General features: G+C 69.7%; 14 protein-coding genes. 5 read left to right on the forward strand and 9 right to left on the reverse strand.

The features are described 5' to 3' along the window. The first annotated feature begins 184 nt into the window (after window positions 1-184). A complete protein-coding gene (locus tag VLK66_RS23775) occupies window positions 185-3,382 on the forward strand; it encodes a hypothetical protein (RefSeq protein ID WP_325311987.1) in 3,198 nt (1,065 codons plus the stop codon). Between the two features lie 3 nt (window positions 3,383-3,385). After that, entirely contained in the window at window positions 3,386-3,733 is a 348-nt protein-coding gene (locus VLK66_RS23780) for an arsenate reductase family protein (RefSeq protein ID WP_325312000.1), read from the forward strand. A gap of 132 nt (window positions 3,734-3,865) precedes the next feature. Here VLK66_RS23780 and VLK66_RS23785 read toward each other — a convergent pair whose 3' ends face one another. Together VLK66_RS23785 and VLK66_RS23790 are read right to left on the reverse strand one after the other, a co-directional pair. Next, on the reverse strand, window positions 3,866-5,041 hold the full coding sequence (locus VLK66_RS23785; RefSeq protein WP_325311988.1) for a hypothetical protein: 1,176 nt from the start codon (window positions 5,039-5,041) through the stop codon (window positions 3,866-3,868). A gap of 582 nt (window positions 5,042-5,623) precedes the next feature. Then, a complete protein-coding gene (locus VLK66_RS23790; protein ID WP_325311989.1) occupies window positions 5,624-7,144 on the reverse strand; it encodes a DNA recombination protein RmuC in 1,521 nt (506 codons plus the stop codon). Between the two features lie 398 nt (window positions 7,145-7,542). Between VLK66_RS23790 and VLK66_RS23795 the strand changes: the two genes are divergently transcribed. Continuing rightward, window positions 7,543-7,779, forward strand: coding sequence for a hypothetical protein (locus VLK66_RS23795; protein ID WP_325311990.1), 237 nt, complete (start codon window positions 7,543-7,545; stop codon window positions 7,777-7,779). A 263-nt stretch (window positions 7,780-8,042) separates the two neighbouring features. Here the strand turns inward: VLK66_RS23795 and VLK66_RS23800 are convergent, their stop codons facing one another. The 4 genes from VLK66_RS23800 to VLK66_RS23815 all read right to left on the reverse strand — a co-directional run bounded on the left by VLK66_RS23800 (window position 8,043) and on the right by VLK66_RS23815 (window position 13,462). After that, window positions 8,043-8,822 carry a LytTR family DNA-binding domain-containing protein gene (locus tag VLK66_RS23800; RefSeq protein ID WP_325311991.1) on the reverse strand — a complete coding sequence of 260 codons (780 nt, stop codon included), beginning with the start codon at window positions 8,820-8,822 and terminating at the stop codon, window positions 8,043-8,045. Continuing rightward, on the reverse strand, window positions 8,819-11,119 hold the full coding sequence (locus VLK66_RS23805; RefSeq protein WP_325311992.1) for a sensor histidine kinase: 2,301 nt from the start codon (window positions 11,117-11,119) through the stop codon (window positions 8,819-8,821). The genes VLK66_RS23800 and VLK66_RS23805 overlap by 4 nt, the downstream gene beginning before the upstream one ends. A 392-nt stretch (window positions 11,120-11,511) precedes the next feature. Then, complete coding sequence (locus tag VLK66_RS23810) at window positions 11,512-12,738, reverse strand: hypothetical protein (RefSeq protein WP_325311993.1); 1,227 nt, start codon at window positions 12,736-12,738, stop codon at window positions 11,512-11,514. An 82-nt stretch (window positions 12,739-12,820) separates the two neighbouring features. Next, window positions 12,821-13,462 (reverse strand): hypothetical protein, encoded by a 642-nt coding sequence (locus VLK66_RS23815; protein WP_325311994.1) that lies wholly within the window; start codon window positions 13,460-13,462, stop codon window positions 12,821-12,823. 501 nt (window positions 13,463-13,963) lie between these two features. On the opposite strand from VLK66_RS23815, the gene VLK66_RS28665 reads away from it, so the two are divergent. Both VLK66_RS28665 and VLK66_RS23820 read left to right on the forward strand, forming a co-directional pair. Beyond that, entirely contained in the window at window positions 13,964-14,248 is a 285-nt protein-coding gene (locus tag VLK66_RS28665; RefSeq protein WP_349260539.1) for a DUF4160 domain-containing protein, read from the forward strand. Further along, complete coding sequence (locus VLK66_RS23820) at window positions 14,224-14,502, forward strand: DUF2442 domain-containing protein (RefSeq protein ID WP_325311995.1); 279 nt, start codon at window positions 14,224-14,226, stop codon at window positions 14,500-14,502. The genes VLK66_RS28665 and VLK66_RS23820 overlap by 25 nt, the downstream gene beginning before the upstream one ends. A 218-nt stretch (window positions 14,503-14,720) precedes the next feature. On the opposite strand, the gene VLK66_RS23825 is transcribed toward VLK66_RS23820, so the two are convergent. The 3 genes from VLK66_RS23825 to VLK66_RS23835 form a co-directional block, all read right to left on the reverse strand. Then, a complete protein-coding gene (locus tag VLK66_RS23825) occupies window positions 14,721-16,616 on the reverse strand; it encodes a nitric oxide reductase activation protein NorD (RefSeq protein ID WP_325311996.1) in 1,896 nt (631 codons plus the stop codon). A gap of 10 nt (window positions 16,617-16,626) precedes the next feature. Continuing rightward, window positions 16,627-17,475: a CbbQ/NirQ/NorQ/GpvN family protein gene (locus VLK66_RS23830; protein WP_325311997.1), complete on the reverse strand. Its 849-nt coding sequence runs from the start codon at window positions 17,473-17,475 to the stop codon at window positions 16,627-16,629. Between the two features lie 189 nt (window positions 17,476-17,664). After that, entirely contained in the window at window positions 17,665-18,141 is a 477-nt protein-coding gene (locus VLK66_RS23835) for a hypothetical protein (RefSeq protein WP_325311998.1), read from the reverse strand. Window positions 18,142-18,444: the final 303 nt, after the last annotated feature.

Consider the following 18,444-nt stretch of genomic DNA (forward strand, 5'->3'; position numbering starts at 1 on the left):
CTGGGTGGCCATCGGTCCGAGTGGGACGTTCAACAGTTTGGATCACGGGCTCACGTGGAAGCGAGTCGGTCCGTCTCCCCCTAAGGGAATTCAACTCTTCACTACACCTACGCGATTGTATGCCGCGGGTGCAGGCTGGTCCCGTTCTCTGGACGGAGGTCGAACATGGTCAGCCAGTTCACCCGTGGACATTACCGACATGGTGGTCAAAGGTGAAACTCTCGTCGCGACTTCGGACGCCGGTATCATTCGCAGCATCGATGGGGGCGATACCTGGTCCAACACGGGTGGCGACATCTGGTCCGACAGTAGCGGCAGTGTCCGGTCCGACAGCGGGAACCTCCTGTCCGGCATCTTCCGCTCTCTGGGATTGATGCGCAATCGATGGCACATCGAATCAACGACGCGGGGGATCTACGCGACGGATGCACAAAGGGCAGGCTATTCAGAGGATGGCGTTCAATGGGAGTTCCTGCCGGGACCGGTGCGTGCGGTTGGTGCACGACGCGGCGCCTTGCTTCGATTGCTGTCTTCCGGCGACACCCTTTACGCACAGGTGGACAGCACAATCTTGGAATCGCGCGATCATGGCCGCACTTGGCAGACGGCAGTAGAAAACCTCCCCGGCGAGATGCGCCTCGTTGGGGTTCGTAGCAGTACGTTTTACAGTGAAGATCCCAGTGACTGCTCACCGCCTTTGCGGTTGCCACGAGAACTTGCGATCCGGTGCGCTCCTGCCATGGCAAACGACGTTCGCTCGATTTCAGGCTGGGTCGTGGCAAGTACAGAAAAAGGAGTATACCGGAGCGCCCACGACAGTTCGAACTGGGAGCCGGCTAGCCAAGGCATTCCGGCCCAAGTCGAAAAAATGGTGAGTTCCGGGAACCAGACGGTAGCGTTTTCGTCGAATGGTGCTTTCATCCGATTAACCGGGACCTCGAAATGGTCGCGTTTGCCGAGCGATTATGATACGCTCAGGGATGCCGTAGGTCATGAGGGAGAACTGTCCGCGACAACGCTTTTCCGTGTGGTTCATTGCGACTCGTTCTCCACTGGGTGTGTGTACACGGCATTAACTCGTGTACATGGCACGTCAACCCAGGACTATTCCACGCAGTGGATCATGCTTCGTTCCTTTGCACGCGAGGATAGCAATCTGGTATTGATGACTAATGATTCGACTCAGGCTGTCTCTCTTCTCGTGTCGCACGATTTAGGGCAAGGCTGGGATGTTGCGAGTCCAATGCCGGAAATTGATTCAGGCATCCGCCTCGCCGGGATAAACTATCCGGCCGTGTATCTCCGCGATTCGATACTCTACCTCAGAGGCACGTCTTACCTACCCACTGAGACGTCATTCTGGGCAAGCACGGACTGGGGGAAACGATGGATCCCGATTCGAGGGTTCGGAGAGAATAATGATGTCGAGGTCCTCGCATTTGCAGGTAATACCGCGTATATTGGAACGATTAGTGGTAAATTGGCAAGACTAGAGTGGCGGCGCGGTATTCCCGAAATACGTAACTTGGCGGCAGACGGTGTGACGGGGGCAATCAAACACCTCTGGGTAGACCCAGAATACCCCAAGGTGGTAATCGCCGGCGGAGATTCCAAGCTTTTCTGGAGCGATAATGGGGGGACCAATTTTCAGGAGGTTTCTCTCGGTGAACGAGCAGATACAGTGGAGTTGAAAGGTCTGTTTGACATCGGCGGTCAGCGGTTCCTGACAACCACTCGTGGTATCTACTTGCTGCAAGACAACATTCCGCGTGCAGGGCCGCTCGGCCGCGGTGTATCCGCCATTGTGGAATGGCACAAACGCCATCATGACGCGCTCTGGTACAAACCGCTCTTAGCTGTGGGAGTTAGTGTCGGCACGTATGCGGCGGGGCTGCTCGCGCTTCTCCTTATGGCGTGGAGGCGTGGGAGCGCCGCCTTGAGACGGACGCGGCTACGGCGTGTTATGCGCCGGGTGCTGCTGGAAGCTCCGGGACTATCCCGCTGGGCTCTCTTCCTGGGATACAGGAGGCGCCTCGGCGAGGACCGGATCATCAGCCAAGCTGGAACCGGCTTCTTCGGCCTACCGGCTGAGGACGTCACAGGGGTTCCCATCCACGTAGAGGAGCAGGGGAGGACCCTGGTCACTCGCATTGCCGAAGCGGTGGAGGCGCAGCGGACCTTGCTGTTGCTCGGAAGTGGCGGGGCAGGGAAGACCACTGTTCTGGGACGGCTCGCATGGCTGGCACTGCAGAACAATCTCCCGCAGTCACTGCGTGGCTATCGTCCCATCCTAGTTCCTGCCTCGTACTACCGGGGAGACTTAACCGAGGCGATTGCCGACGTGCTGCGCGAGCAGTACGGGGTGGACGTCTCCGCAGAGACGCTGGTCCCACAGCTTGAGACCGGTGCCTTCCTCATACTGTTTGACGGGGCCAGCGAGATCGAGAGCGCCGAAAAGGAATCGGCGCTCGACGCCTTAATCCGCCAAGCGAAGAACGTCGACTTCATCCGTTGCCGCTTTGTGATTGCCAGCAGGCCGGTGGTGGGTTATGTGCCCGAGGTACCGACCATTCGCCTTCTTCCCCTGTCGCCGGATGTCGTGTCACTGCTCCTTCCGCGATACCATCTCGGTCCCGTCGGGGAAGCGCGCGTACGCCGGCAACTCGAGAAGTTCGGGAACCTCCCCATTGCACCCCTGTTGTTCACGCTCGCCGTAGTCGACAGGGATGCCGCCTCTGACGACTGGACACGGGCGGGGTTGTATCAACGCTACTTCCGACGTCTGTTGGGCGTCGACGGGGACGGTGGGCGGCTACAATGGGCGGGGTGGCGGATGGTGCTAGGTCGAGTCGCGGGCTGGTCGTTGCTGGACACGGGACTACGGGGGGTAGGAGTGCTGCACGAGGATCTCGTCGCCCGGTTGCAGCACCCCGATCCGGCCATCGATAACCTTAGCCTCTCGCAGCGCCTCACGGAGTTCTTCGGCGTGAAACTACCGGAGCGGAGCGGAGCGCTGCACCTGGTCAAGAGCTTGGCTGCGGCTGGTATTCTCAATGGTGGTCCGCCGAAGCGCTGGCGGTTCGCCCACGATACGTTTGAGGAGTTCTTCGCAGCCGCTCACTTAGTGGACACGCTGGAGACGACCGGCGCGTGGCCCAACGTGGAGAAGTGGCGAGCGAGTCCTGAGCGTATCGCCGAGTTTCGCGAGGTACTTTCGTTTGCCTTAGAGATGCAGGGACAACATCTCTTTGGGGGTGATGTGGCCGATTATCCACAGGAATGGCGAGGGATGGAGACCCTCAAGCCGCTGGACGGGAACGTTGTCTCAGGGGCGCCTATGACGACTCAAGCCCAGGCTGGGTTTTCTGCCAATGCGACATAAATCATTCCGTGGTTACGCGGAAATGCAGAGTGCACCACCTGCCAGAAGGCGGCCGCGTACCTGGAGCAGAAGGGCGTCTCCATCCGCAGCTACCGCAACCTGAAGGAAGAGCCGCTTTCGGAAGACGAGGTGCGCGCGCTGGCCGCGAAGGTCGGCGGCGTGGAGAAGCTGTTCTCGAAGCGCGCGATGAAGTACCGCCAGCTGGGCCTGCACGAGCAGCAGCTCTCGGACGACGACCTGGTGCGGCTGATGGCCGAGGAGTACACCTTCGTCACCCGCCCCGTCGTCGTCCGCGGCGGTCGCGCGACTGCGGGCTTCTCGGCCAAGCGCGTGGACGAACTGATCGCTTGAGATAGCTCCGGACACGACGCACCGGGCGGGCGAAGTGGAAACGCGAAGAGGGCCGGAGATCGCTCGCCGGCCCTCTTCGTTGGTCATCCCGTCACCCTGCGCCCACGTCCCAGGGTTTCCGGGCTGCCCCGCTCAGTCCTGGCAGAGCTTGAAGGTGAAGCACTGCTCGTCCTGGTACGGGTGGCACACCGTGAAGCAGATGCCCCCGAACGAGAGCCGGTATGCTTTGCCCACGGCGCCGCGCGTGTACAGCACCACCTCGCGGGAGACGCAGGTGGGCCGGTCGCGCTCCACGCAGGGCCCGACATCACCGAAGCAGACGGGGCCGGAGGGAACGACCTGCACCGAGGGCGTGCCGTCCGGCAGGGTGGGCACGGGGTTGCCCGCGAGGTCCGTCACCTGGATCCGGCCGATGACGAGGTCGTGGAAGGCCACGTTCGAGTAACAGTTGCACACGGTGATGCACAGCACCTCCACGTCGTCGGTCTCCATGCAGTCGCACGGCGAGTCGCCCCACGCCACGGTAATGCACGGCTTGATGGCGGGGAACTCCACCGGCCTGCACTGGCAGCGGCAGTCGCAGCCGCCCTCGCCGTGCGTCACCTCCGCCGAGTTCTGCACCAGCAAACCAACCGGATCTTCCGCCGACTCTACGTGCACCACGATCGTGTTTCCGCACGGCTGCCAGTGGTTGTCCAGGCGGATCCGCACCTGCCCGCCGTCCTTGTACTGCGATGGGGAGACGCCCGGAAGCTTGCCGGCCCCGTTGGGCTGCGTGCTCTGCGGTGTGTTGTTGACCCAGATCTCCATCACGCGGTTGTCGGCGGAGAAGTCCATCGCCAGCACGAACGCCGCCGGGTCGACGGTCGAGCCCAGGTTGAAGCGGATGCGGAAGTACAGGTCGTTGCCCGTGACGCCCTTGGTGGAGATCCAGCCAGCGTTGCTGAACGGGCTCTTGACCCACGCTGGGTTGGGCGAGCTCACGACCTGCGCGGGACCCCACGCGGACACGGTGCCCGGCCCGCCGGTGGGCTTGCCCGATCCCACTTCCCAGTAGCTGTCCGCGCCGCTGGTCAGCGCGCCGCCCTTTCCGTCGTACGCCGTGTTGAGGAGCGCCGCGTCCGCCTGCGAGAGGAGGACGGGCAGGCGGTCGTCGGGGCAGAGGCTGCACCGGCACGACAGCAGGTTGCGCCTGCCCGAGCACCTGCGCCGAAGCTGCTCGTTGGTGGCCCGCAGCACGTCGGCGCAGGTCTGCTTGTGGGGGATCTCGATTGGATCCGTTTCGTGTGGCGGATGAAGATCGCTCATGATGGAATCGGCCTCATCCCTCCGGGAATCCGGCGGTCAGGCGCGGGGGAGGGATGGCCCGCCGCGTGACACCCCATTGATGTGTGGCATGGAACCGCCGCGCAGGAGCGCGGGAGAAGCATGAAAGGAGGGAAGCGAGACGACAGCAGGGAGGGCGATGGAGCCCGTGCCTTCGGAGAGATGGTGCGCTGGAGCCGGAGAGGCGCCGGGGGATGACCGGGGGCGGTGCGTGGCCTGTCAGTCGCTGCATGAAGAGAAGGATCACCTGCTGCCCCCGGTATTGGCATATGCCGCGCCAGGAACGCATGGTTTTCGCGGATGGGCACAAACCCGCAGCCCGCCTCCGGTTGGGGGAAGGCGGCACCCGCTGGAGGCCGGCGCGAGGCGTTCGCCTCGGGACATCGGCGGGATAGGGCGGAGCCAACGGTGTCGCACTGCCGGAGAGCCCGCTTTCGGCGCTCCGCGAAGCGGGTGGTCGAGCTGGTGGGTGAGCTGAGACGCATCGGCCGAAGACAGAGGAGCGGGCGGGATCTCCATCGATCCCGCCCGCTTCCGTCATCTACCTGTAATCGCGATCTCGTCCTACGCTGCAGCCTCCGCCGGCTCGATCTCGTCCTCCCCCGCGTCGCTCACGACCAGGCCGTCGAGGGCGATGAGGCGCTCGGCCTCGGCGGGGGGGAGCTCCTGCACCTCGCGGAGCTTGCGCTCGATGGCGCGGGTGCGGACGCCGGCCTGGTCCATCTCGCGCGTCGCCGCGTGCAGCTTCTTCTGCACCTTCTCCAGCACCCCGCCGAAGCGCGCGAACTCGGTCTTCACCGCGCCCAGCACCCCCCACACCTCGCTGGAGCGCTGCTGGATGGCCAGCGTGCGGAAGCCCATCTGCAGGCTGTTGAGGATGGCCCACAGGGTGATGGGGCCCGCCACGATCACCCGGCTGTCGCGCTGCAGCGCGTCCAGCAGCCCCACGCGGCGCACGACCTCGCCGTACAGCCCCTCGGTGGGGAGGAAGAGGATGGCGAAGTCGGTGGTCTGCGGCGGGTTCAGGTACTTCATGGAGATGTCACGCGCGCAGAGGCGCACCCGCTGCTCCAGTGCCTTCGACGCGGCGTCCATCCCCTCCAGGTCGCCGGCGTCGTGCGCGTCCAGCAGGCGCTGGTAGTCCTCGAGCGGGAACTTGGCGTCGATGGGGAGCCAGACCGGGCCCAGGTCGTGCCCGGGAAGGCGGATGGCGAACTCCACGCGCGCGCCGTTGAACTCGTTGGTGGCCACGTTGGCGGCGTACTGCTCGGGCGTGAGAACCTGCTCGAGGAGCTTGCCCAGCTGCACCTCGCCCCAGGTGCCGCGCACCTTCACGTTCTGCAGCACGCGCTTCAGGTCGCCCACGCCGCTGGCCAGCGTCTGCATCTCGCCCAGCCCGCGGTGCACCTGCTCCAGCCGCTCGCTGACCGCGCGGAAGCTCTCGCCCAGCCGCTGCTCCAGCACGCCCTGCAGCTTCTCGTCCACCGTCTGGCGCACCTGCTCCAGCTTGGCGGTGTTGTCGTCGCGGATCTGGTCCAGCCGCCCCTCCACCGTCAGGCGCAGGCGGTCCATCTGCTCGCCGCTGCTGGCGGTGAGGGTGCCGATCTGCGTGGCGAAGCCGTCCAGCTGCATCTTCTGCGCGGCCGACATCTCGCCCATCGTGCGCACCACCGAGTCGCTGACGCCCTTCAGCGTGGCGCCCACCTCCTCGCGCAGGCGGCGGGCGCCGTCCTGGCCGGTTTCCGTCATCTCTCGCAGCGCGCCCAGCACCTGCGCCAGCTGCTCGTCGTTGCGCGCGGAGAGCACGCCCAGGTTCTGGAACACCTGGTCGCCGATGCGCGACAGGCCGGCGGTGACCTCGCCGCGGAGGAGGTGGCCGTCGCGGCCGGCTTCCTCGCGCGAGCGGGCGATCTCCTCGCGCACGGCACGCTCCGTCCGCTCCTGCCCCGCGCCCACGGCGGAGAGCCGGGCGTCCAGCAGCGGCGCCGCATCCGTGCGCGCGCCACGCCGCAGCAGCAGGGCCAGCATCACCGCGCAGAGGAGCAGCAGGGCGATGGTGATGTAGAGGAGGATCTGGATCGGCATGTTTCGCGGGACCTGGAAGGGGGATGGCTCGCCGGGAAGCTTACGACGCCCCCGCGAAATCACCAAGTGTTTCGTCGGGGATGCGTCCGAAGCCGTTGGACCGGCACCATCTCCAGAATTCCCGCATCTCCCGTGGCGGCGGCGGTGCCGGGCGCACCGGAAGCCGCGCGTGCCGTTCGCCCGCCCGTCGTGGCCGCCCGAATACTCCGCCGGGCCGCTCGTCCATGGCTCGTAGCGCCGAATGTTTCGCGCTGTTATCTATGTGCGCACGCTTCCATCGCGATCCTACCCACGGCAAGCTGTTGTGGAGCAACGGCTTCGCGCGGCGTGCGGAGTCATTCCGCCCGGCCCTTGCCCACTCCGGCGGACCCATCTCATCACCCACTCCAGAGCGCATCATGTACTACCAGACCGCGGATCCCTATAACGATGACGGCGGCGGCTACGGCGGCGGTGGCGGCTACGGCGGCGGCGGTGGCGGCAGCGGCACGGGCGAGGATACCGGGATCACCGGCGGCACCGATCCCGGCACCACGCCGACGCTGAATCCGGGGCCCAACGGCTGGTGGGAGTTCTTCAACGGGGCGTGGCACTGGATGACGGACCCCATCCCCAAGACCATGCTCGCACCCTGAGCGGCGGCGCGATCGTGCACGACACTGGAGACGCGGAGATGCGGGGAGGCATCCTCCGCGTCTCCGCGTCTCCGCGTCTCCGCGTGAGATCCCTGCGACGACCGTCTTGCACGGAATCCGGTGGACGATCCCGGTGCGCATCACCGAGTGACGTGCGTGACGGGCGATAGATCTTTCGGCCTGCAAATGTCTGCGCGGACGTGGTTGCGGCGTGGCCGGCCTCAGGATGACGTCTCGGTTGATATCGCGTCTATCTTCCCGGCTCACCCGGTGAAGTAGACGCGCTCCTGGAGGCGGGGGCGGTAGCGGCGGCTGCAGACCAGGCGGGTGCCGTCCTTCAGCGCCACCGACAGCTCGCGGTGGAAGAGCGGCTCCACGCTGGCGATGCGCGACAGGTTCACGATGGTGGAGCGGTGGATGCGCACGAACTTCGATGGATCGAGGAGATGCTCCTCCATCTCCTGCAGCGACTTGTGCACCAGCCGCTCCTGCTTGCCGATGTGCAGGCGGATGTAGTTGCCGTCGGCCTCGATCCAGTCGATGTCGGCCACCTCCACGAACTTGTACTGGTCGCCGCCCTTGATGGCCATCAGCTGCGGATACTCGGGCCGCGCGGGCGCCTGGAGGAAGCGCACCAGCGCGTCCAGCCGCGGGTCCTGCACGCTGCGGCGCGAGCGCGCGGCCTCGCGGGCGCGGGCCAGCGTGCGCCCGAAGCGCTCCTCGTCGAACGGCTTCAGCAGGTAGTCCAGCGCGTACGCCTCGAAGGCGCGCAGCGCGAACTCCACGTACGCCGAGGCGAACACCGTCACCGGCATGCGCTCGGCGCCGATGGCCTCGACCACGCCGAAGCCGTCCACGCCGGGCATCTGCACGTCCAGGAAGACCAGGTCCGGGCGCTCGGCGCGGATGCGGGGGATGGCCTCGGCGCCGTCCACGCACTCGCCCACGACCTCGATGTCGTCCTCGCGTTCCAGGAAGGCGCGGATGCGCTGGCGCGAAAGGGCGTCGTCATCCACCACCAGCGTGCGGATCAGCTCCGTCATCGCGGCACCGCCTCCGTCCGCGCCGCCGTCGTCGCAGGCCACGGCTCCTCGTGCCAGGGAAGGCGGATGACGATGCCGTCGCCCCGCACGACCTCCACCTCGTCCCCGCCGTAGAACTGGGAGAGACGGTCGCGGATCTCCCCCGCCGCGTCGCCGCCGGATGGATCCGTGGACGGATCGCCGCCGCGCACCCCGATCTCCAGCATCTCCCCGCATCTCCGCGCGGACAGGGTGACGCGCGCCTCGCCCTCTCCCGCGGCGGCGACCGCATCCGCAACCAGCGGCTGCAGGAGGGTGGGGGGGATGAGGGCGTCGAGCGCATCGTCCTCCATCTCCCACTCCACCCGCAGCCGGCCGCGGAGGCGGATGCGCTCGACCTCGAGGAAGGGCTCCAGCGCGCGCATCTCCTCCTCCAGCGGCACCTCGCGCTCGCCGCGGGCGGCCATGGCGCGGCGCAGCAGGTCGGCCAGGCGCACCACCATGCGCTCGGCGTCGGCCGGGGCGTGGTGCACGCGCGAGGCCACGGCATCCAGCGCGGTGAAGAGGAAGGCGGGGTTCACCCGCATCTGCAGCCCGCGCAGCTCGGCCGAGGTGCGCTGCAGCTCGGCGCGCGCGAGCGAGGCCTGCAGGCGCAGCCCGGCCGCCTCGCCCGCGCGGGAGCGGCGCGCGTACTCCAGCGCGTGCGAGACCAGCGAGACCGCCGCGTACGCGCCCGCCCACGCGGCGGCCTCGGTCGCCATCGCGCGCAGCACGGCGGGGGAGGCGAGCACGGCGGCGGGCGATCCCCACGCCACCAGGCAGAGGTTGCGCTCCAGCGCCACGGCCGCGCTCAGCCCGAGCGCCGCGCGTACGTGCCGCCACACCCCGCGCCGCCCCGCCGCCGGGGCGCGCCGGGCCGACACGGCGGCGGAGAAGAGGAGAAGCGCGAGCAGCGCCGCGTTCAGCATCCCGCACACCGCCGCCTCCGCCGCGCCCACGATGCGGTGGGGGCGGACGGCGAGGCCGAGCATCCCCGCGTACGCGCTGCGCCAGAGGACCAGGAAGAGCACCGCCGCCGCGATCCGCTTCACCCGGAACCGGCGGTCGTCGCGCGCGTCCAGGGTCTCCGCGGGCGCAGCCTCGAGCGCCGGGGCGGGCATCGGCGCCTCGTGCCACGGCAGGCGCAGCGACACGCGCGTTCCGCCGCCCGCCGCGGGGGCGATCTCCAGCGCCTGCGCGTCGCCATACAACTGGGCGAGGCGGGCGCGGGTGTTGGCGGTGCCGATCCCCGCGCCCGGCGCGCGGTGATCCGCGGCGGCTTCCAATCCCACGCCGTCGTCGCTGACGGCCAGCTCCAGCCAGCCGCCGGCGCGGCGCGCGGAGACGCGGACGCAGCCGCCGTCCGGGCGCCCGGCCAGGCCGTGCTTCACCGCGTTCTCGGCCAGCGGCTGCAGCACCATGTGCGGGACCCAGGCGCGGCGCGCGTCGCCCTCGATCTCCCACTCCACCCGCAGCCGGCCGCCCAGGCGGATCTCCTCCACCTCCAGGAACGCCGCCAGCGTGCGGACCTCCTCGTCCAGCGGCACCTCCCAGGTGCCCGCGCGGCCGGCGGCGTGGCGCAGCAGGTCGGCCAGGCGCGCCACCATCCGCCCGGCGTCGTCCGGCGCGTGGAGCACCAGCGCGGAGGCGGCGTGCAGGGAGTTGAACAGGAAGTGCGGGGTGAGCTGCAGCTTCAGCACGCGCAGCTCGGCGGAGGCACGCTCCAGCTCGGCGCGCGCGAGCGATGCCTGCAGGCGCAGCGCGGCCAGGCGCCGCTCGCGGTAGCGCCGCGCGTACTCCACCGCGTGCGCGGCCACGGCCAGCGCCGCGTACAGCATCACCACCGCGGCCAGCTCGCCCGCGTCGCGCGCGGCGGCGAAGCCGGGGCCGGGGTCGGCCAGCAGCAGCCGCTCGGCCTTGCGCACGCCCACGTCGAGCGCCGCGAAGCCCAGCGCCGCGCTGGCGTGCAGGGCCAGCGAACGGGCCAGCCCGCGCCGGGCAACGGGGTGCAGCCGCGTCAGCCGGAACGCCGCCCATCCCGCCGCCGCCAGCACCAGCGACGACGGCACCGCCAGCAGCAGGGCGAGCGCCGGCGTGGCGTGCCGCCCGCCGCGCAGCACCGCGCCCCCGAAGTCGGGCGCCAGCATCGCCAGGTTCACGGCGAACCACGCGCCCAGCGCGGCCGCCGCCGTCCACGCGGAATTGCGGGCGGGGGATGGTGCTTCCGGTGGCGAAATCGGCTCGGTGCTGGCGGCGGATGCTGCGGCGCGCGGGTTCATGCTACGGCCGGGGGACGGCGCGGCTGTATGTGCGGCGAGGGCGAGCGGGCGGGGCGCAGAGGGCATTCTGCCGGGGTCCGGAAGTGGCGGGTGAAGCCGCAAAGATGCGCGTCGTCCGGGGCGGATTCAAGGTGCGTTCTCCTCCACGCCTCGCCGGTCCGACGGCGGTGGGAGCGGCGGAAGATGGGCCGCCGCGCGCCACATCCGCGGCGCCGCCCGATCCGTACGCAGCGAGAGAACGTTTAGATGCAGACGGATCGGGACGGCAAGAAAAGACGGGTTCCACGCAGGGAAGCAGAGTAGCAGAGAGATCCCTCCTCTGCTTCTCTGCCCCTCTGCGTGGAACCCGTCGTTCAGCGATCGATTCGAGCGGGAGCGCGTGCCGGAATCGTTCAGCCCCCGTGCGTGACCCAGCGGACGGTGCCGTCCGTGCCGCGCCAGAGGGCGATCACCCGGCCGTGGCGCGCGTCGGGGACGAGCTGCGCGTCGCCGCCACCGAGCTGGCCGGGTGCCGCGAGCGTCGCCAGCGGGGACGGCGCATCGCCCTCCATCGTGAACGCGTAGAGGCCGTCGCCCTTACCGGGGTCGCGGGTGTGGCGGAGGACGACGTGGATGCGGCCGCCCGCGCCCCGGACGACGGCCGCGCGGTAGAACACGCCGCCGCGCAGCGCCGCCGGCGTGACGTCTTCCGCATCCCCCCAATTGCGCCCGTCGCGCGAGACGGCGTGGAAGAGCGCCTCGGGGAAGACGTCGCCGTCGGTGTCCTCCAGCCAGAACAGGTGCCATCCCCCGTCTCCGTCTTCCACCATCTGCGGAAAATGCGAGTAGCGGCGCGCCACGGAGTGCACCTCCACGTCGGGCCAGGCCAGCCGCGAGCGGAGCGGGCGCACGAACACGTCGTTCTCCGCGCTCGGCCGCAGCGGCGACACGGCCTCGCCGATGTAGGCGAGCTGGAGCGGGCGCCCGGCCGGGGCCGACGCGAACGCCGTCATCCGCCCGTCGTGGTCCAGGAACTCCGGCGCGGAGGCGGATCGGCCGCGCAGCGTAAGGTGGCCGATGCCGCGCCCCTGCGCCTGGAACAGTACCTCGACCGCGCCGTCCGGCCCGGTGGCGGCGGAGAGCGACAGGTCGGGGATCCCCGCGGGAAGGGGCTCGCGGTACAGCACCCGGGGCTCCGACCAGCGCCCGCCGTCCAGCGCGCGGTGCATCAGCTCGGTGGGGATGCCGGGCGGCGACGCGGTGCCCGTGTGCGCGTACCAGAGCAGGTGCAGCGTCCCGTCTCCCCCGATCGCCAGCTGCGGCGCCTCGGCCAGCGGGCCGCCGCCGGCCAGCGGCACCGGGGCGGACCAGCCGGCGGAGTCCAGGCGGGCGTACTGGAGCAGGTCGGCCCAGCCGTCGTGGTCCGTGTCGGCGGCGAACACGGCGTGCAGCGTTCCCGCGCCGTCCACCACCGCCGCCGCGGGCGACGCGCCGCGGTTCAGCGCGTGGGAGAGCGCCGGCGCCGCCCGCGCCGCCGACCAGGCAGCGGCGGGAGCCGCCTGCGCCTCGCGCGGGGCGGGGTCGCAGGCGGCCAGCAGGCAGAGCGGGGCGATGGGGAGGGCCAGACGGCGGAGCATCATGCGCGCGGCGATGAAGGTGAGGGTGCGCGGAAAGCGCGGGAGGACGCGGTCCCTGGTGCGGACCGCGCCCTCCCGGATCGGATCACCAGCAGGTCGTGTTCGACGAGCCGAAGGTGTGGCTCCGGTTGGTGCCGTCGACCGTGTAGCCGTAGTTGGCCGTGAAGGTGTGCTGCACGGAGATGCGCCAGACGAAGGCGGCGCTGGACGGGTAGGAGGCCGTGCGCGAGGCGTCCAGCTCCTGCGGGCTGCCGAACGCCACCATGTAGTCGCTGTCGAACTGCGAGGGGGTGGCGCCGCATCCCTTCCAGTCCTGCGCGCCCACGGTCTGGTAGCTCACCCGCAGCACCATCGACTCCATGTTCGTGTGCGCCTGCGAGTACGTCCACATCTGCGACGTCTTGGTCACGCCGTTGTTGGTGTGGGTGTTCGAGGTGAAGTAGTCGAGCGAGGCGCGCGGCGGCGTGTACGTGCCGCCGGGGTCGCTGCCGCCGCACGAGGTCGGGTCGTCCGGGTAGCACGGCCCGTCGATCACCATCCGCGGGCCGTCGCTGTTGTGCACGGTGGGGTCGGCGATGCCGTGCGCGGCGTACTCGGCGGGCTTGTAGACCTTGACGATCGACAGGTCCGGCTGCGTGCCCTTCGCGGACTGAAGGGTGGTGGGCGAGTCCTGGCAGGCGGCCAGCACGGCGACGGCGGCGAACGCGGCGATGTGGGTCAGGCGCATGGAGCTTCTCCTGGAGCGACTGCGTGGGTGGTGTGGGGCTGCCGTCCGGCACCCCCGTGTGTTCCGGGCACGACCCGGGTCGGATCGCACCCTTGCTGCTGCCTGGCGGCTTCCGGAAACCTCTCCGCGAATGGGGATGGGAGTGAGACGGGACGCCCCGCCTGCGCGGCCCTCACCGCGCCGCCGATGGGCGCGCGGGACCGGTGCGAGGCGCAGGATACGCGCATCGGCGAGCGGCGGATAAGGAGTGTGGGCGAGCGGGCGGGGCAGTGATGCGGGCGGGCCGGAAGGGCGGGTGAGCGGCCGGGGGATCGTGGCGTGTGGGGTGCGGCGTGGCGGGAGAGTCCAACGCTGCTACAGCGGGAAGAACGCGACGGCCCCCTTGTGTGGCCGAGGTCGAAACGTTACCCCTTCGTTCCCTTTCTTCATCGGCGTCATTCACGGTGATGATGGAACTGGAGGCGATTCGATGATGCGCGTGATTTCCGCTCACGGACGGCGGTGCCGACGGTTCTGACCGTCGGCCCTTACAAATTCCGCTTCTTCAGCACGGACCGTCTGGAACCCCGCCACATTCACGCCACCCGCGGCACGCTCGTAGCGAAGTTCTGGTTGGATCCCGTCAGCCTCGCGAAGAACAGAGGCTTTCCCGATCAGGAGTTGAACTCGCTGGCACGACTGGTGATAGAACACCAGGAGAAGCTCAGGAGCGCTTGGGATGACTACATTTGGTACTGGAGACTGAACCGGCCGCCGCGAGCGTGGAAGTCTCCGAAGACCGCCTGACGGTGCATCTGACCGACGACCGGACGATCAGCGTGCCGCTGTCGTGGTTTCCGCGGCTGGTGCACGGCACCCCCGCGGAGCGCGAGAACTGGCAGCTGCTCGGCGGCGGCTACGCGATCGAATGGCCCGACCTCGACGAGCACGTCGGCATCGAGGGGCTGCTGGCGGGGCGGGGAAGCGGCGAGAGCGATGCGAGCTTCGGCCGCTGGCTTCGCTCTCGACGGGCGGACGCACGGAACGACGCGCCAGTCTAGCGGCGATCTTTGGGGCCGCGTCTGTCACGCGAACGGGTAGGCGCGGCCGGCAGCCCCTGCGAATTTCCTCACGATCGATCGCAGGCGGGTGCGCAAATGCGAGCGGCCGGGGCAGAGATGCTCCGGCCGCTTGATCGTGGGAGACGCCTCGTGTGGCGAAAGGCGGCTTCAGCCGCCTTTCGCGTCGCGAGACCGGGCTCCGTCGCGGGTGGTCCGCATCACCCCCGCAGCAGGCCGCGGACGACGTTCAGCAGCGCGAGCGGCAGGTGCTCGGGGTGGTGCAGGATCATGTGGCCGGCGCGGCCGAAGATGCGGGGGAGGTAGTCGGCCGCCTTTACGTCCACCGTCAGGCAGAACGGGAAGATGCCGGCCGCGCGCGCCTCGGCCACGGCCTGGCGCGTGTCTTCCACGGCAAAGCGGCCGCGGTAGTGGTCGTCGTCGTTCGGCTTGCCGTCGGAGAGGATGAGGAGCAGCCGGTGCTTCGCGCCCTGCCGCGCCAGCACCGCCGACGCGTGGCGGATGGCCGCGCCCATCCGTGTGAACCCCTCGGGCTGCAGCGCCGCCACCCGCCCGCGCACCTCCGCGCCGTTGCGCTCGCCGAAGTCCTTCACCACGCGCATCCGCACGTTGCTGGCGTTCTTCCCGGAGAAGGTCATCACCGCGTACCGGTCGCCCAGCGCGTCGAATGCCTCGCTGGCCAGGAGCAGCGCCTCGCGCTCCACGTCGATGATGCGCCCGCCGGTGGCCATCGGCTCGCTGGTCGATCCGCTGATGTCCACCAGCAGCAGGATGGCCAGCTCGCGCCGTGCCGGGCGCACCGCGGCGTACAGGCGGTCGCTCACGGTGTGGCCGGTGCGCAGGTCCACCAGCGCGCGCACGCAGGCGGCCAGGTCCAGCTCCTCGCCGTCGCGCTGCCGGTTCAGGCGCTGGCGGCGGGCGCGCAGCCGCTCGAACTGCTCGCGCAGGCGGCGCACCGTCGGCGCGTGCGCCTGCAGCACCAGCCGCCCCCACTCGCCGCCGTCGCCGGGAACGGTGGGGGCGATGCGGACCCACGCGCCGCGCCGGCGGTAGCCGTTGGCCTCGTGGTCCCACTCGGGGTAGACGATCCCCGGGCCCGCGTGCTCGCCCTGCGACGACGTTCCGCCCTCGGCGGCGGGGGACGACGGGTTGGTTGCGGCGGAATGGACCGGCCGGTCCACCCCGCCGCCGGCCGAACCGCTGGTGGCCGGCGCGTCCAGCGGCTCGTCGGAGGGCTCGTCCAGCATCGCCACGGGCCCGGTGGGCTTCGGCGTGTCGGCCCCGCCGCCCAGGCCGCCGCGCTTGCTGTCGTTCCCCCAGAAGCCGCGCTCCGCCAGCATCGCGTCGGGGCGCGGCGGCTGCGCCGCGGCGAGGGCGGCGGCGGTCGCGCGGAGCACCGTTCCCCACCCGGTTACGGGGGAGATGCCACGGTAGCGCGATCCGGACGCCTTCAGCCGCGCCGCCGTCGCCCGCGCCCACGCCAGCGACTCGGCGGGAGCGGGGGATGCGGGGAGATCCGCCGTCCCCGCGCCCGGCGCGGCGGAGAGGACGCCGCGCACCAGCCGCTCCACCTCGCGCTCGGTGCCGGTGAGCGCGTCGGCATCCGGGCGCCGCGCGAGGGCGGCCGCGCGCTCCGCCGCCTGCGCTCCGGCCAGCCCGGGCGCGGTGCGGGCGATCGCATCGTCCACCGCGGCGCTCTCGGCCAGGAGATACAGGTCGCGGACGAGCGGCGGCTCGTCTCCCGAAAGCGCGGTGACGGTGCCGCGCGCCAGCCGCTCGGCCTGCTGCACCGCCATCAGCCGGTAGCGCGCGATCGCGTCGCCGTCCGCCGCGAGCTGCGGGGGGAGGAGGACGCGCTCGCCGTCGCTGGCGGGGAGCGCGTCGGTGGACTGGAGATGCGCGGGGGTGCGGCCGAAGAGGCGGCGCATCACCCCCGGCGGGCGCGGCGCCTCCGCCGCGGCGACGGGGATCGGGCGGCCATAGACGGCGGCCAGGAGCAGCTCCAGCCGCCGCCGCACGTCCTCGAGCGCGACGGGCGGCGGCGCATCGTCCCGAGACTCACGTCCCGAGCCGCGCAGCCGGGCGAAGAAACCCATCCCCATCTCCCTACAACGTCGCGGTGATGAGGTCGGAGATGGCGCCCAGGAGGTCGGGGTCGTCGGTGAGCGGGGCCACCAGGCCGGCGCGGCACGCCTCCGCCGCGGGGATGCCGCCCGCGATCAATCGCGCGGTGGAGACCAGGAGGCGCGTGCTGGGCGCCTCGGCCAGCCCCTGGTCGCGCAGGTTGCGGACGCGCGCGGCCAGGCGCACCAGCCGCGCCGCCGTCGCCTCGTCCACGCCGCTCTCGTGCGCGACGATGGCCGACTCGGCCTCGGGCGGAGGAAAGTCGAACTCCAGCGAGACGAAGCGCTGGCGGGTGCTGGGCTTCAGGTCCTTCAGCGCGTGCTGGTAGCCGGGGTTGTAGGAGATGACGAGCTGGAACCCCGGCGCGGCCTCGATCAGCTCGCCGGTCTTGTCGATGGGAAGGAGCCGGCGATCGTCGGTGAGCGGGTGGATGACGACCACCGTGTCCTGCCGCGCCTCGACCACCTCGTCCAGGTAGCAGATGGCGCCCAGCCGCACGGCGGTGGTCAGCGGGCCGTCGGTCCACACCGTCTCGCCGCCGCGGATCAGGTAGCGCCCGGTGAGGTCGCTGGCCGACAGGTCGTCGTGGCAGGCGATGGTCACCAGCGGCCGCTTCAGCCGCCACGCCATGTGCTCCACGAAGCGCGTCTTTCCGCACCCCGTGGGGCCCTTCAGCATCACCGGCAGGCCGCGCTCGGCGCAGGCGGCGAACACCTCCACCTCGCGCCCGGCGCTCACGTAGTACGGCTCCGCGCCGCCGGGCTGCCGCACCCCGTCGGCGTGCGAGCCGGCGCTCGCGCGCCCGCGGGTGATGTCGATCGGCTGGGTCATGGTCGCGCTTTCGTGGAGATGGCTCGTCTCCCGCGTCCGAGTCGCCCGGGAGAGCTCGCCCGGAAGGTGGGGCAGGGAAGATGCCGCGGAAACGGGCGCTGCCCGTTTCTTACGAAAGATTTACATCTCCCGACAGCAAAACGGCCGGGACACGTGCCCCGGCCGCTCGTCGTCGTGTGATGACGGAAGTCACTGCTGTTCCAGCCCCTGCAGGAAGCGGCCGACGAAGTTGCCTTCCATGCCGCCGTCCTCGCGCATGACCAGCCAGTCGACCAGGTCGGCCTCGGCGAAGTCGTGCTGCTGGCCGTAGGTGAAGCCGTCCACCAGCTCGATCTGGCTGTAGATGCGGCCGTGCACGCGCCCGTCCGCGATGCGCTCGACGCCGATGAACACCTGCTCCTCGTGCCCGGCCATGTCGTGCAGGCGCGTGACCGCGAAGAGCTGCTGCTTCGGTCCCATCCCCGCCTGGAAGCGCTGGCGCACGGCGGGCCAGGTCGCGCGCGCGGAATCCACGTACGGCTGCATCATCCGGCGCAGCTCCTCGCGGTCCTGGTGGGAGTCGACGCGGACGCCGCGGTCCTCGTGCGTGTGGGTCTGCGCGCGTGCGGCGGCGGGCGCGGCGCACAGGGCCGCGCCAAGCGCGAAGAGCCATGCGACCTGCTTCATGGGAGCTCGCTTAAAAGTAGACGGAGATTGGGGATAGGGATTGCCGGAGCGCTCGAAAAGTCGCCGCGAATGCCGGATTCGGTCAACCCCTGGACTGGGGATGATGCGTATCGGGCCCGATCGAGAAAAGCAAAGTGACCGTCCGATCGAAACGCGAGAAACGAGACGTCATCCTGAGTCGAACACCGCGCTGCGCGCGACCACGGAGGATGAAAGGACAGTGGTCGTGAGCGCTGATGCCACAGAATGAGCGGATCAGCCTCGCGCAGTTTGCGAGGCTTCCCGTAGTTGTTGCTGCGACTT

This window comes from Longimicrobium sp. (assembly GCF_035474595.1).
Lineage (GTDB): Bacteria > Gemmatimonadota > Gemmatimonadetes > Longimicrobiales > Longimicrobiaceae > Longimicrobium.